Consider the following 13,825-nt stretch of genomic DNA (forward strand, 5'->3'; position numbering starts at 1 on the left):
CGTTTCATCTTGTTGTTCAATTCAAATCAGTAGCCCAGGTAATCGGGCAGCCAGGTGGCCAGCGGCGGGTAAGCCAGCACCATCAGCATGGCGATGAACATCGCCAGCAACATCCAGATCACCCAAGGCACGGTTTCCTCCATGCGTACGCGGGCAATGCGGCAGGAAACCATCAGGTTCACGGCCAGCGGCGGCGTGAACTGGCCTAGCGCCACCTTCAGCGTCAACACCACGCCAAACCACACCGGATTCCAGTGGAACGCCGTGGCAATCGGCAGCAGCAGCGGCACGAAGATCAGGAAAATCGAAATGCCGTCGAGGAACATGCCGACGGTCATCAGCAGCAGCACGATCAGCGCCAGCACGCCGTATTCGCCAAGGCCCGAATGGGCGATCGCATTGGCCAGCGGATCGATCACGCCGAGCGTGGACAGCGCATAGGCAAAGATACCGGCCAGCGCCACCACCAGCAGGATGACGGCCGATGTCTCGGCCGCTTCCTGGAAGATCGTGAACAGGTCGCGCATGCCGATGCTGCGGTAGATCACCATGCCGACGAACAGGCCGTAGACCACCGCCACCACGGCCGCTTCGGTTGGCGTGAACCAGCCCGCGCGCATGCCGCCGAGGATCAGGAACGGCGCCACCAGCCCCCAGGCCGCCTCACGCAGGCTGCGCCAGAACGGCGGGCGCGGCAGCGCGGCTTCGATGTGTCCCATGTTGTGCTTGCGCGCGAGCCACACCGCCGGCACGATCAGCGCCACGCCGGCGAGGATGCCCGGGATCATGCCCGCCGCAAACAGCGCCGGCACCGACGCGCCCGGCACCAGCACGCTGTAGATGATGAACGCGACCGACGGCGGGATCAGAATGTCCGTGGCCGCCGCCGCGCCAACCACCGCCGCGCTGTAGGCGCCCGGATAGCCGGCGCGCGACATCGCCGCGATCATCACGCCGCCCACGGCCGCCGCATTGGCGGGCCCCGATCCGGAAATGCCGCCGAGGAACATCGCCACCAGGATCGCTACCAGCGGCAGCATGCCCGGGCCGCGTCCGACGATGGCGATCGCAAACGTCACCAGCCGCTGCGCCACGCCGGAACGGTCGAAGATCGAACCCACCAGCACGAACATCGGGATGGCCAGCAACGGATACTTGGCCAGGCCGGCATAAAAATTCTGCGGCACGGCCAGCAGACCGAACATCTGCGTATCGAGATTGGACAGCCCGATGGCGACCAATCCGCCCAGCCCCAGCGACACGCCGATCGGCACGCCAAGCAGCATCAGGCCGATAAAGACCACGAACAGGATAATGGCGACGATCGTCATTGCGCACGCTCCCCGCCCTGCTTCAGGGCCCTGAGCGCGCGGGCGTTGCGCAGCGCCAGCGCCAGCGCGCGCAGCGCGATCGCCACGGAAAACACCGGCAGCCACACCGAGTACCACCAGCTTGGCACCCCGATGCCTGGCGAGGTCTCGCCAAACGTGTATTCGTCCCAGGCAATGCGCACGCCCAGCACGGCCAGCGCCAGGAACATCGCCGCCACGGCCAGGGCCGACACGATGGCCAGCCGCTTTTGCCGCGCGGCGCTGCCACGTTCAAAGAAGAATTCGATGCGAATGTTGCGATCGCGCGCCACCGCGGCGCTGCCGGCCACCAGCGCCAGCACGATCATCAGGAACACCGAGAATTCCTCGGTCCAGGCAAACGATTCGTCGGTGAAATAGCGGACCACCACATTGGCGAACGTGATGCCGACCAGCAACACCATGACGATCACGCCGATCCAGTCCTCAATGCGCGGTGAAATGCGGAATTCGCTGTCGCGCGCTTCGTCGGCCGCCTCGGCAATGATTGTCGAGTCGACGACGTGCTGCGGCACGGCTTCGCGCCGTGCCTTGTTGTTTTGATCCATTTCTGCGCCCGGCCTCCGGTCCGGTTCCGAGAAGTCTCTTTTTACGTTGTTCTACTTCTTGGCCAGCCCCCTCCCCCGGAAAGGTCGGCGGTCAGACCATGCCATCGTCGGCGGTGACCACCGCGCCGTTGATGAAGCGCGATGCGTCGGACGCCAGCAGCAGCAAGAGGCCGTCGAGGTCTTCGGGTCGGCCCAGGCGCTTGCGGGGCAGCATCTGGATCAGCTTCTGCCCGGCATCGGTATCCCAATGGTGGTGGTTGATTTCGGTGTCGATGTAGCCGGGGCAGATCGCGTTGACGTTGATGCCGTGACGCGCCCACTCCAGCGCCATGGCCTTGGTCATGTGAACCACGGCGGCCTTGCTCATGCAGTAGACACCAATCTGAGACAGTACCTTGAGACCGGCCACCGACGCAATATTGACGATGCGCGCCTGTGGCAGCGGGTTGCCCTGCTTTTCCGCACCCTTGGCCCGCGCGATCATCCGCTTGGCGACTTCCTGCGCCACGAAGAACGCGCCGCGCGTGTTGGTATCGAACACGAAATCGAAATCGTCGGCGGTGACGTCGGTGAGCTTCTGCGTGGTGGAAACGCCCGAATTGTTCACCAGGATATCGATGGCGCCGGCCTCGGTTTCGGCGTGCGCCACCGCGGCGCGGATGCTGTCCGGATCGGTGACGTCGAGGCGCACCACATGGGCGCTGCCGCCATCGGCCTCGATCGAGGCGCGCAGTTCCTTGAGCCGCTCGACGCGGCGCGAAGCCAGTATCACCTTGGCACCGGCGGACGCCAGCACATTGGCAAAACGCGTACCCAGCCCGCTCGACGCACCGGTCACCAGCGCGACCTTACCTTCCAGATTGATCGACAAACCCATATTTACCTCGGTATTTGGGCATCCGGCGCGGCCGGATGGCGCGCCGGGCACCTTACAGCAGCCTGTAAGGCGGCGCGGCCGCAGCTTAGCAAAAAAAGAACGGTCGTTCCAAAAAATGACTTGCCTGAGGGTGTCGAGTCCCGGACAATGCCGAAGATTCTAAGAACTTGGCCCCCAAAGGGAAAGAGGAAAAACGCCTAGGTCAGGCCGGTTACCCGCCGATAGCCCGATCGCAGAGCATGCCGCACGGTACCAGACCCGTGCCGCGCGTGCGCCCCATCCGGGCCCGCCTCCCCCCGCCCCGGTGCCGGTTCCACAGAGCAAAATCACCGCATCCCACAAACCGCAAGCCCGCACCACGGGCTGCAACCATGCGGCAGTATTGCCGCCCAGAAGACACTGAGGGTTAGAGACAATGGATCAGCAACAGCTCGTCGAGCAGTTCGGCCCGCGCGAAGCCATGGAATATGACGTCGTCATCGTCGGCGGCGGTCCCGCCGGCCTGGCCACGGCCATCCGCCTGAAGCAGCTGGCTTCGGAAAAGGGCGGCGACGTCAATGTCTGCGTGCTGGAAAAGGGCTCCGAGCCCGGCGCGCATATCCTGTCGGGCGCCATCATGGACCCGATCGCGCTGAACGAGCTGATCCCGAACTGGAAAGAGCTTGGCGCACCGCTGAATCAGCCGGTCACCGAAGACAAATTCCTGTTCCTCGACGAATCCGGTGCCAAGGGCGCCCCGCTGCTGCCCGAGTGCTTCCACAACGAAGGTAACTACATCGTCAGCCTGTCGAACTTCGTGCGCTGGCTCGGCCAGCAGGCCGAAGCGCTGGGCGTGGAAATCTTCCCGGGCTTCCCGGCGGCCGAGGTGCTCTACAACGACGACGGCTCGGTCAAGGGCGTGGCCACCGGCAACATGGGCATCAACAAGGAAGGCGAGCCCACCGAGAACTTCCAGCTCGGCATGGAACTGCATGCCAAGTACACGATTTTCGCCGAAGGCGCGCGCGGTCACCTTGGCAAGCAGCTCATCGCAAAGTTCAAGCTCGACGCAGGCAAGGATCCGCAAAGCTACGGCATCGGGCTGAAGGAACTGTGGGAAATCGACCCGTCCAAGCACAAGCCTGGCCTGGTCGTGCACACGGCCGGCTGGCCGCTCGATCCGGCCACCTACGGCGGTTCGTTCCTCTATCACATGGAGGACAACAAGGTGGCCGTGGGCTTCGTGGTCGGCCTGGACTACACCAACCCGTGGCTGTCGCCGTTCGAGGAATTCCAGCGCTTCAAGACGCACCCTCAAATCCGCCAGTACTTCGAAGGCGGCAAGCGCATCGGCTACGGCGCACGCGCCATCACGGCCGGCGGCCTGCTGTCGCTGCCCAAGACGGTGTTCCCGGGCGGCGCGCTGGTCGGCTGCGACGCCGGTTACCTGAACGCATCGCGCATCAAGGGCAGCCACGCGGCGATAAAGACCGGCATGATGGCCGCCGAAGCCGCCTTCGACGCGCTGCAGGCGGGACGTCAGCATGACGAGCTGACCGCCTACCCGGCCGCATTCGAACAAAGCTGGCTGCACAAGGAACTGCTCCAGGCCAAGAACTTCAAGCAGTGGTTCAAGAAGGGCCGCACCACGGCCACGCTGATGACCGGCATCGAGCAATGGCTGCTGCCCAAGCTCGGCATCCGCAATCCGCCGTGGACGATCCATCGCACCAAGCCGGACCACGTCTACCTGAAGCCGGCCGCCGAGTGCCAGAAGATCGAATATCCGAAGCCGGACGGCAAGCTGACGTTTGATCGCCTGTCGTCGGTGTTCATCAGCAACACCAACCACGAAGAAAACCAGCCTGCGCACCTGACGCTCAAGGACGCCAGCGTGCCCGTCAACATCAACTGGGAAAAGTACGCCGGCCCCGAGTCGCGCTACTGCCCTGCTGGCGTGTACGAATTCGTGCAGAACGATGAAGGCAAGGAACGCCTGCAGATCAATGCGCAGAACTGCGTGCACTGCAAGACCTGCGACATCAAGGATCCGACGCAGAACATCGTGTGGGTTACGCCGGAAGGTGGCGGCGGCCCGAATTACGTAGGCATGTAAGCGCCGCCGCAGTCGGCCGGACTTCCGGTCCGCGCGGCGACGTGAACGCAAGAGAAGTGCCCACAGAAGTGCCAACAGAAACGCCGGCATGTCGCCACGACTGCCGGCGTTTCTGCTTCTACGACCTGACGCGCCACTGGCGACGCCTGCGTCATGCAGTCATGGTGTCGTGCTATCGGGAATTCGCCTCGGCCCGGCCTGCTGTCGCCGCCACATCGGTGACATACGCGCGCAGCGCCTCGCTCGAATCGGCAAACATTTGCGCACGCAATTGCGCCGCCTGCTGCTGACGATCTGCCTCGGTCAGTCCCGTCGACTGTTCGATTTGCCGACGCTGGCGCGCGTAATCCGCATACCGGTCGTTCCAGCCTTGCTCGGCCTGCGCCTGCAACGCGTAGCGCTGCGCCACATCGCTGCCAAAGTCCTGCGCCAACGCCGCGGCGATGTCCTGCGTGCTGCGGCCTTGCGCCCGCATGCTGGCGACGGTTTCCGAAATCCGCAGCGGCTGCTCGCCCGACGCGCGCGCCTCGCGCATCGCCGCCGGCAGTCTGGCCTCGGCGGCATTCAAGCGGCGCTGGCGTTCGTTGGCATCGAGATCAGGCTGCGCCGCCACCGCCAGGCGATCAAGCATCGCATCGTCATACGCATCGTCGTCGGCAAACCAGAGCGTTGCGACATCGGCGAGATATTGCTGTCGCATTGCGCGACGCTCAGCCAATTGCGTGCGCAGGCGTTCAATTTGTTCGAGCGACGCCTGCTGCACCGATGCCGACAACTGCGTGCGCCCTGCGGCCAGCGACCGCGCGGCGGCGAGATATTGACGATAGCGCTGCCACAACGCAAACCCCTGTGACGCCGCCGGTTCCGGCACGCGCGCCGCGATATCGTCGCGCACCGCGCGGTCGATGGCGATGTCCGCTCCGATCGCATCAAAATAGTCGTAGTAACTGCGCAAGGCGCGTGTCAGCCGGAGATTGCCGTGCGCATCGAGTTCCGGCCCGGGCGGCACGTCGACGTCGGGCAACGTGGGCAATCGCGTCGCTGGCGCGGGCGGCGCTGCGGCCATGTCGGCGATCCCCGGCGCGTGTGGCGGGATAGCGGACGGTCCACTGTCAAGCGCCTCCGGCGGCCTCAATGCAAACCACGCCGCAGCGCCCAGCACTACCCCAGGCAGCCAGATCCACGACCAGACCGGCAAGCGGCGCGGCTCAGAGCCGATCATTGCGCAGCCGGTTGGCGTGCTGCAGGATCACCGTGCGCGGATCGACGTCCTGGAACAAGCCGGCAATCTGGTTGACCTCGTCGAGGTGATTCCAGTAGTAATTGGTGGCCAGCACCCTGCCCCACTGACTACTGCATACCGAAACCAGCCCATCGTTCGGCCCGGAACCTTTCAGACTCATCAGGCCGCCCGTCGCGGCCATCAGCGCGGTGGTGGGATCGAGCAGATTGGATCGGAACAGGTCGATCGCGCCGCCTCGCCCCGTCCAGGAATACGCGGCCTGTGTATAGGTCACCAGATTGCCCGACGCATCGCGCGCCTGGCGCTGCTCCATTGCCGCACCCGCCGTCGCACAATTGGCGCCCAGCGCCGACGGTGTGCCCGGCTTCAACGTCGCGTCCAACCGCGCATTCTGCGCGGCCGCCGCGCGCGTGGTCAGAATCTTCAGCGAAGCCAGTGCGTCCTGATCGATGGCTGCGCCGTTGTCCACGCCATTGCTGATGCCCTGGAACCAGCCGACCGCATTGGCCACATCGGCGATCAAGCCAACGAGCACGGACCCGACCACCGGCACCTGGTTGACGCCGTTGATCACATCGAGCACGAGGTCGGCGAATTCGCTGCCGCGATGCGGACTGCCGATGGTGGTGACCGACGCCACATCCTGTGGCGACATGGCGGCCAGCACGCGCGACGTCGGTCCGCCCTGGCTATGGCCGATCAGATTGACCTTGTCCGCTCCGGTAGCCAGCTTCACGCTGCGCACATAATCGGCCAGCTGCAGTGCGCGCGCTTCGTCACTGTTGAAGGCCGGCACCGTGGCCACATAAACCGTCGCACCATTGGCGCGCAGCAGTTCGGGAATGCCGTACCAGTAATCGAGCACGCCGCCCATCTTCTCGGCCCCGGTCAGGCCGTGTACCAGCACGATCGGATAGCGCGTTCTTGCGTAGTCGCTGGCGGCCTGCACGGGCGGCGGCAGCATCGAAAAAATTATTGCAACCACTGCGCAAAGCCATGCGGCGGCACGGCGCCAGGGAGTCGGCGTCATCGATGTCTCCTCTTCGACGGTTGGTCTTGTCTTTGTCTGCACAACTAAAGATGCCAACCGCCGGCAAGGCAAGGCGCGTTGCTAGAGGCAACGCACTAACGCGGACGCAGAATCCGTTTCAAACATGCGATGCGCATCGCATCAAACCGGCATGCAGGTCGTTGCCAGCAATTGCTCGTAGATGAAGCACTGCAGCAGCGTCAGCTCGCGCTCGCCGAGCGCGTCGAACGCGACGCCGAACGCTGGAAAATCATCATCGTCCTGCGCGGGCGCGCTGCGCACGGTTGCGTCAACGGTGACCTCCGCATCGAGCGAGGCCGTGCGCAGATGAAATCGCAATCGCACCTTCTGCCCGACCGCAGGCGCCGGCGACGAGGTCTGCACGAGCGCGCCGCCCGTGCTGAGATCGGAAAGCAGACCGAGCCGCGCCAGCCCCTCGCCCACCTGCGCCTCGGTGGTGGCATCGCTCGCGGTCGGGCTTGCTTCGTCGATGTTGTCGAGCAGATATGCGGCCAGCCGGGTGGCCACGCGCGTGGCGCGACGCACCGGCATCTGCTCGGTCTGCGCCGGCGCGGAGAGCACCAGATACCGGAACGGGCTGCGGCACACCGCGGTGATCGTCGATGTAAAGCTGTGGATCGCGTGCCCCGAAAACCCGCGCAGCAGCAGCGACTCGCCGGCGGTCACAGACAACTCCCGCCCGCCCAGCGTTGGCCACGTCACGAACAGCCCCTGCTCGATAAATCCGATCAGCCGGCTGGCGGCCGCGCGCGAACTGTCGCCGGGGGTTTTCACGTGCAGCAGCGTGCCGACCTGCAGGCCCAGCGGCCCATTGCTGAGGCGCGACCCGCCCTGCGCATCGGCCTCGTTGCCCGCCTCGGGCATTTCATCGGGCCGGCAAACCGTGCCGTGCCGGAACACCAGCGCCAGATCGCGCGCGTCCGGGATGATGCTGCCGCTGCCCAACATCAGATTGCCCTGTCCGTCGAGTAGCGACCATGGCAGCGGCTGCCCCACGGGCAGGTCTTGGGGAGAAAGCGGAATCATGGCGCGATTGACTCTCCATGAAACACGTGCGGTGCGATGACGGCCCCGCACGGGAAATCGGGATGAATGGCAGCCGCCGGGGCTGTCGCACCGGCACTGAGCTCAATGCGAGGGCTATCGACAAAATGTGACAAAACCTTGACCCCACCTTCGAGGAAGGCGCCGCTGGCGTACGCAGGAGCCAACACGAAGTGGATCATTGCGCACCCTCTGACAATGCAATACTTGACTGGGATTGAACAGCAACGCAGAATCGCCACTTATCCGCAAAATCTGTCAGACAGCCTGACATATATCAATACTCATGGATCCGTTGCCCCGCCCGGCCTCGCTCGCGACCCGCATCGCCCAATCGCTGCGCGACGACATCGGTGCGGGCCGTTATACCGTCGGCGCGCGCCTGCCCGCGGAGGCCGCGCTGGCCGAGGCATTCGACGTCAGTCGTCCCATCGTCCGGGAAGCGATTGCCTTACTGAAAGCCGATGGCGTACTCGTGACACGCAAGGGCTCGGGCGCTTATGTGTCGGAGACGCCGGGCGGACAGGTCTGGCGCGTGGCCAGTGCGCCCGATGGCGGCCCGACGCTGGCCCAGTTATTCGAGCTGCGTCGCCTCGTGGAAACGGCTTGCGCTGAAATGGCCGCGTTGCGACGCACCGACGCCGATCTCGCGCGGATTCGACAGGCGCTGGCCGCGATGCTGCGCCACGCCGACGACTTCGCGACGGCGGCGGCAGCCGATATCGCCTTTCATCACGCGATTGCCCAAGCGGCGCACAACCCCTGCTTTACCGGCCTGACCGATTTCGTTGGCCAGCAGTTGCTCGCGGCCCGCCAGCATGCGTGGGAAAACAGTGCGCAATTGCACGCCCGCGAGGGCACCCCGCGCGCGGCGGATGCAGAACACATGGCGCTGGTCGAAGCCATCGCCAGCGGCGATCCCGTTGCCGCACGCGCGGCGGCCAGCGCGCACCTGAGCGCGGCGGCAACACGGATGGGCCTTGCATAAGTCCCGGTACAGACCGGCGGAAAGAAAACAGGAGAGACAGATGGAAAAAGTGGATTGCGTCGTGATCGGCGCTGGCGTGGTGGGGCTGGCCGTGGCGCGTGCGCTCGCTCAGCAAGGCCGCGAGGTGATTATTCTCGAAGCCGAAAACGCCTTCGGCACGATCACCAGCGCGCGCAACAGCGAGGTGATCCACGCCGGCATCTACTATCCGGCCGGTTCGCTGAAAGCCGAACTGTGCGTACGCGGCAAGGCAATGCTGTACGACTACTGCGCCAGCCATCATGTCACGCACCAGCGCTGCGGCAAGCTGATCGTCGCCACCAGCGAAGCGCAGATGGCCACGCTGGCCGGCATCCGCGCCAAGGCGGAAGCCAACGGCGTGCACGACATGCAATGGCTGACGCGCGACGAGGCGCGGGCGCTCGAGCCGCAACTCGAATGCCACGCGGCGCTGCTGTCGCCATCGACCGGCATCATCGACAGCCACGGCCTGATGACCGCGCTGCTTGGCGATGCCGAGCAGGCCGGCGCCATGCTGGCCGTCCAGTCGCCGGTGCTGTCGGGCGCGGTCACGCCCGAGGGCATCCGCCTGGAAGTGGGCGGCGACGAAGGCGCCACCACGCTGATGGCGCGCACGGTGGTCAATTCGGCCGGCCTTACCGCGCCGGAACTTGCCCGGCGTATCGCCGGGATCCCGCCCGAACACATTCCGCCGCAGTACTACGCCAAGGGCTGCTATTTCACGCTCGCGGGCCGCGCGCCGTTCTCGCGCCTGATCTATCCCGTGCCCGAAGCGGCCGGGCTCGGCGTCCATCTGACACTGGACCTGGGCGGCCAGGCTCGCTTCGGACCGAACGTGCGGTGGATCGACGAAATCGAATACAGCGTGCCGCCACACGACGCGGATAGCTTCTATGACGAGGTGCGACGGTACTGGCCGGGACTGGCCGATGGCGCGTTGCAGCCCGGTTACGCAGGAATCCGGCCGAAAATCAGCGGCCCGACAGAGACGGCGGCCGATTTCCGCATCGATGGACCGCAAACACATGGCGTGCCGGGCTTGGTCAACCTGTTCGGGATCGAATCGCCGGGATTGACGTCGTCGCTGGCGATTGCGGAGCGCGTGACGACACTCCTGGCCTGACGGGGAGCACTGCGCGGATCAGGCTGCGCAGCGCAGCGTCCGGTGCAACGCTCGGGGCCAAGCTCACTGCGCACCAGTTCACATGCCAGGATTCGATGCTGCGCTTACGCGCCGGGATTAACGCTTCGAAATCAACGTTTCGGGATCAATGCGCGGGAATCGACGCGCCGCGATTACGCGCCCTGCGCGTCCCGGCGCTCGCCGCGGAAGCTCATCGCGGCGCATCCTGCCCCGATCACCGCGGCAAGCGCGGCCAGACCGAATGTGTGCATCGGCGCCAGCGTCTTCCAGGTCCACCCCATCGCCAGCCCGCCCAGGGTGCCACCGACGCCGTAGGAAATCCCCGTATAAAGCGCCTGGCCCCGGCCCTGCAGCGGCCCCGCGAACCAGCGCTGCAGCCGCTTGAGGCTGGCGCTATGGTGCGCCGCGAAGGTGGCCGCGTGCAGGATCTGGACGACGGCCATCAACCAGACGTACTGGGCAAAATAGCCGGTCAAGCCGAAGCGCAGCGCGGCCAGCACGAAAGTGCCGGCGAGTATCGTGCGCAATGCCAGCGCACCAAACAGCTTGCCCTGATAGAAAAAGAAGACGATTTCGGCAACCACGCCGATCGTCCACATCACGCCGATGGCGAGTTTGCTGTAGCCCAATTGCTCCAGGTACAGCGAATAGAAGACATACAGCGCCGCGTGCGCAAACATCATCAGGAACGCGGAAGCCAGAAACCACGCCACGTCGGGCCGTCGCAACAGGGGCAACGCCGGCGGCGGCCGCACGCGCGGCCCTTCGTCGGGTGCATCGCGCAAGCCAAACACCACCAGTGCAAACAACGCCAGCATGCCGCTGGCCAGCCACGGAAACGCGGACATGCCGGCATATTCGAACAGCGCGCCGCCAAGCAGCACAGACGCGATAAATCCGACCGAGCCGAACATGCGCACGCGCCCGTAACGGTGATCGAACGCACCATGGCGTCGCAGCGTGGAGATCGTCAATGCGTCGCCTAGCGGAGACATCGCGCTGGTGATCAGGTTGAGTCCGATCATCATCGCCATCATCGCGCCATAGCCGTGCACGCCGGGCACGGTCAGGAACGCCAGCAGCGATGCAATCGCAGCCAGCCGCAACAGTTTCACGCGCGTATGCGTGACGTCCGAAAGCCAACCCCACAGATAGGGACCGACGATGCGGCTTAGCTGAAAGCAGGCCATCAATACGCCGATCTGCACCGGCGAGAAGCCGCGATCGGCAAAAAACAGGCTGACGTAGGGCGATATCACGCCGACGTAGCCGTAATAGCCGAGATAGAACAGTCCGAAACGGAGATAGGTCCCCGGATCGATCGACCCGGGGCGAGACGAGGCGGCGCTCAGGATTTTGCCTGTGCCGGAATACGGGGCGTATCGACGCGCACGTCGCCGCACTGGGCCCGATGGCGCAGCGCGTGGTCCATCAATACCAATGCGAGCATCGCTTCGGCAATCGGCGTGGCGCGGATGCCTACGCACGGATCATGGCGGCCGAAGGTTTCGACGCTTGCCGGATTGCCCGCCTTGTCGATCGACTCGCGCGCGGTGCGGATGCTCGACGTCGGCTTGATCGCCAGCGACACCGAGATGTCCTGACCGGTCGAGATACCGCCCAGCACGCCGCCGGAATTGTTGGTGCGAAAGCCCTCCGGCGTCAGTTCGTCGCCATGCACCGTGCCGCGTTGCGACACGCTGTCGAAGCCCGCGCCAATCTCGACACCCTTGACCGCGTTGATGCCCATCATAGCGTGCGCGATGTCCGCATCGAGCTTGTCGAACAGCGGCTCGCCCAGGCCGACCGGCACGCCGCTGGCAACCACTTCGATGCGCGCGCCGACGGAATCGCCATCCTTGCGCAGCGCGTCCATATAGGTTTCGAGTTCGGGCACGATCTCCGCGTTTGCCGCGAAGAACGGATTTTCGGGTACATGCTTCCAGTCGGTGAACGGCACGGCGATCTCGCCAAGCTGCGACATGTAGCCACGGATTTCCGTACCGAACTGTTCGCGCAGCCACTTGCGCGCGATGGCGGCCGCGGCCACCACGGGCGCGGTCAGACGCGCGGACGACCGGCCGCCGCCGCGATAGTCGCGAATGCCGTACTTATGCCAGTACGTGTAATCGGCATGCCCGGGCCGGAAGGTTTCGACGATATTGCCGTAGTCCTTGCTGCGCTGGTCGGTATTGCGAATCAGCAGGCAGATCGGCGTACCGGTGGTCTTGCCTTCGAATACGCCCGAAAGGATCTCCACCTGATCCGCTTCCTGACGCTGGGTCACATGGCGCGACGTTCCCGGCTTGCGACGGTCCAGATCGATCTGGATATCGGCTTCGGTCAGCGACATGCCCGGAGGACATCCGTCCACCACCGCACCAATGGCGGGGCCGTGGGACTCCCCGAACGTAGTCACTGTGAAAAGCAGGCCGAGAGTATTGCCAGACATGATCGAAACCGCACAGAAATTGGGGACGGCCTACATTGTAAGGCCATTAGCGCGTTGCAGAGACGTTCCGACGGAACCCGGCCTGCAGCGTCGGCCGGCGCATCGTGCCTGCGCCGCACAGCCGCGCCACACCCGCTGCATCCCACGGCACCCTCGCCCGCGACCGCGCCCGCGCCCGCGCCCGCGCCCGCGCCCGCGCCCGCGCAAGAGGATTATCGACTGACCACCGACGCCCCCACTTCGTCGCTGCCCTTGATCGCGCCGAAATCGGCGGCAAAGACGCCGCTCCCTGCAAAATCGGGATAGAACCGCGCCTTCATGCGCGCCAGATAGGCTTGCAGGTTCGCATGCGATTCGGCCTCGGCACGGATGGGCGTTTCGAATACCGGCGACTGCAGGCTCGCCGCGAAGGCGAATAGCGTGGCGTCAGCGCCGCATGGCCGATCGCCCATCAGATAGGGCTTGTCGCCGAGGATGTCCGTGACCGATCTCACACCCTGTATCGCAATGGCCGCCATGTCCTCGTGGGTATGCCGTCCCAAGCCTTGCGCCCACAGCATCTGACGCACCTTGCGACGAACCAGCGTCTTCACCATTCCGCGCAGCGGCGCCGGCACGAAACCGAAGAATTGCGCCGGACCGCGCTCGAAGTTGTCGCCTTCGAGCCAGCGCACACGCGCCACCGCCCAGTAGAGGTTGTCTTCGAGCAGCTTTTCCACCGCCCACGCCGTGCCGCGCTGTGCGGGCGTCAGCCCCTCATCGAAATCGATGTGATAGGTCTTCTCGATATGCCAGCGGATCAGCGTGGAATCGGCAATCAGCCGCCCCATGTCGTCGAGATAGGGCAACTTGCTCTTTGGCGCGCGGCGCACATTGCCGCGCCTGGTCTGATACGGCAGGCCGGCCAGCTTCAGCAGCAATTCCGCCTTGATGACGAACGGGCTGGCGTCGGGCAGACCGAATGCCGGGCCAAAGGTATAGAGCGTAATCAT

The 13,825-nt window shown here is 65.0% G+C and carries 12 protein-coding genes; 3 read left to right on the forward strand and 9 right to left on the reverse strand.

Annotated features, from left to right (window positions below; translation table 11 throughout):
- Positions 1–26: 26 nt before the first annotated feature.
- From AC1RKI_RS10510 to AC1RKI_RS10520, 3 genes are all read right to left on the reverse strand, one after another.
- Positions 27–1,331, reverse strand: coding sequence for a TRAP transporter large permease (locus AC1RKI_RS10510; protein ID WP_200899102.1), 1,305 nt, complete (start codon positions 1,329–1,331; stop codon positions 27–29).
- A complete protein-coding gene (locus AC1RKI_RS10515; RefSeq protein WP_492795242.1) occupies positions 1,328–1,918 on the reverse strand; it encodes a TRAP transporter small permease in 591 nt (196 codons plus the stop codon). Before AC1RKI_RS10515 ends, AC1RKI_RS10510 begins: the two co-directional genes overlap by 4 nt.
- Before the next feature lie 91 nt (positions 1,919–2,009).
- A complete protein-coding gene (locus AC1RKI_RS10520) occupies positions 2,010–2,795 on the reverse strand; it encodes an SDR family oxidoreductase (RefSeq protein WP_061959772.1) in 786 nt (261 codons plus the stop codon).
- Positions 2,796–3,210: 415 nt separating this feature from the next.
- Between AC1RKI_RS10520 and AC1RKI_RS10525 the strand changes: the two genes are divergently transcribed.
- Positions 3,211–4,890, forward strand: a complete 1,680-nt coding sequence (locus AC1RKI_RS10525) for an electron transfer flavoprotein-ubiquinone oxidoreductase (RefSeq protein ID WP_492795244.1) — start codon at positions 3,211–3,213, stop codon at positions 4,888–4,890.
- 172 nt (positions 4,891–5,062) lie between these two features.
- On the opposite strand, the gene AC1RKI_RS10530 is transcribed toward AC1RKI_RS10525, so the two are convergent.
- The 3 genes from AC1RKI_RS10530 to AC1RKI_RS10540 all read right to left on the reverse strand — a co-directional run bounded on the left by AC1RKI_RS10530 (position 5,063) and on the right by AC1RKI_RS10540 (position 8,210).
- Complete coding sequence (locus AC1RKI_RS10530) at positions 5,063–5,956, reverse strand: lipase secretion chaperone (RefSeq protein ID WP_492795246.1); 894 nt, start codon at positions 5,954–5,956, stop codon at positions 5,063–5,065.
- Positions 5,957–6,098: 142 nt separating this feature from the next.
- The gene (locus AC1RKI_RS10535) at positions 6,099–7,163 is read right to left on the reverse strand and encodes an esterase/lipase family protein (protein ID WP_084004268.1); all 1,065 of its coding nucleotides are present in this window, start codon (positions 7,161–7,163) and stop codon (positions 6,099–6,101) included.
- A gap of 141 nt (positions 7,164–7,304) precedes the next feature.
- Entirely contained in the window at positions 7,305–8,210 is a 906-nt protein-coding gene (locus AC1RKI_RS10540) for a flagellar brake protein (RefSeq protein ID WP_492795248.1), read from the reverse strand.
- A 304-nt stretch (positions 8,211–8,514) separates the two neighbouring features.
- Here AC1RKI_RS10540 and AC1RKI_RS10545 point away from each other — a divergent pair, with 304 nt between their 5' ends.
- The gene (locus tag AC1RKI_RS10545; RefSeq protein WP_227459697.1) at positions 8,515–9,216 is read left to right on the forward strand and encodes a FadR/GntR family transcriptional regulator; all 702 of its coding nucleotides are present in this window, start codon (positions 8,515–8,517) and stop codon (positions 9,214–9,216) included.
- Positions 9,217–9,256: 40 nt separating this feature from the next.
- Positions 9,257–10,360 (forward strand): NAD(P)/FAD-dependent oxidoreductase, encoded by a 1,104-nt coding sequence (locus AC1RKI_RS10550; protein ID WP_061959767.1) that lies wholly within the window; start codon positions 9,257–9,259, stop codon positions 10,358–10,360.
- Positions 10,361–10,533: 173 nt separating this feature from the next.
- Here AC1RKI_RS10550 and AC1RKI_RS10555 read toward each other — a convergent pair whose 3' ends face one another.
- The 3 genes from AC1RKI_RS10555 to AC1RKI_RS10565 all read right to left on the reverse strand — a co-directional run bounded on the left by AC1RKI_RS10555 (position 10,534) and on the right by AC1RKI_RS10565 (position 13,825).
- Entirely contained in the window at positions 10,534–11,736 is a 1,203-nt protein-coding gene (locus AC1RKI_RS10555) for an MFS transporter (RefSeq protein ID WP_490714602.1), read from the reverse strand.
- Entirely contained in the window at positions 11,730–12,833 is a 1,104-nt protein-coding gene (aroC, locus tag AC1RKI_RS10560; RefSeq protein WP_061959766.1) for a chorismate synthase, read from the reverse strand. Before aroC ends, AC1RKI_RS10555 begins: the two co-directional genes overlap by 7 nt.
- A 212-nt stretch (positions 12,834–13,045) precedes the next feature.
- Positions 13,046–13,825, reverse strand: a complete 780-nt coding sequence (locus AC1RKI_RS10565; protein WP_492795251.1) for a glutathione S-transferase family protein — start codon at positions 13,823–13,825, stop codon at positions 13,046–13,048.

Source organism: Cupriavidus sp. GW822-FHT06G04 (assembly GCF_058799075.1).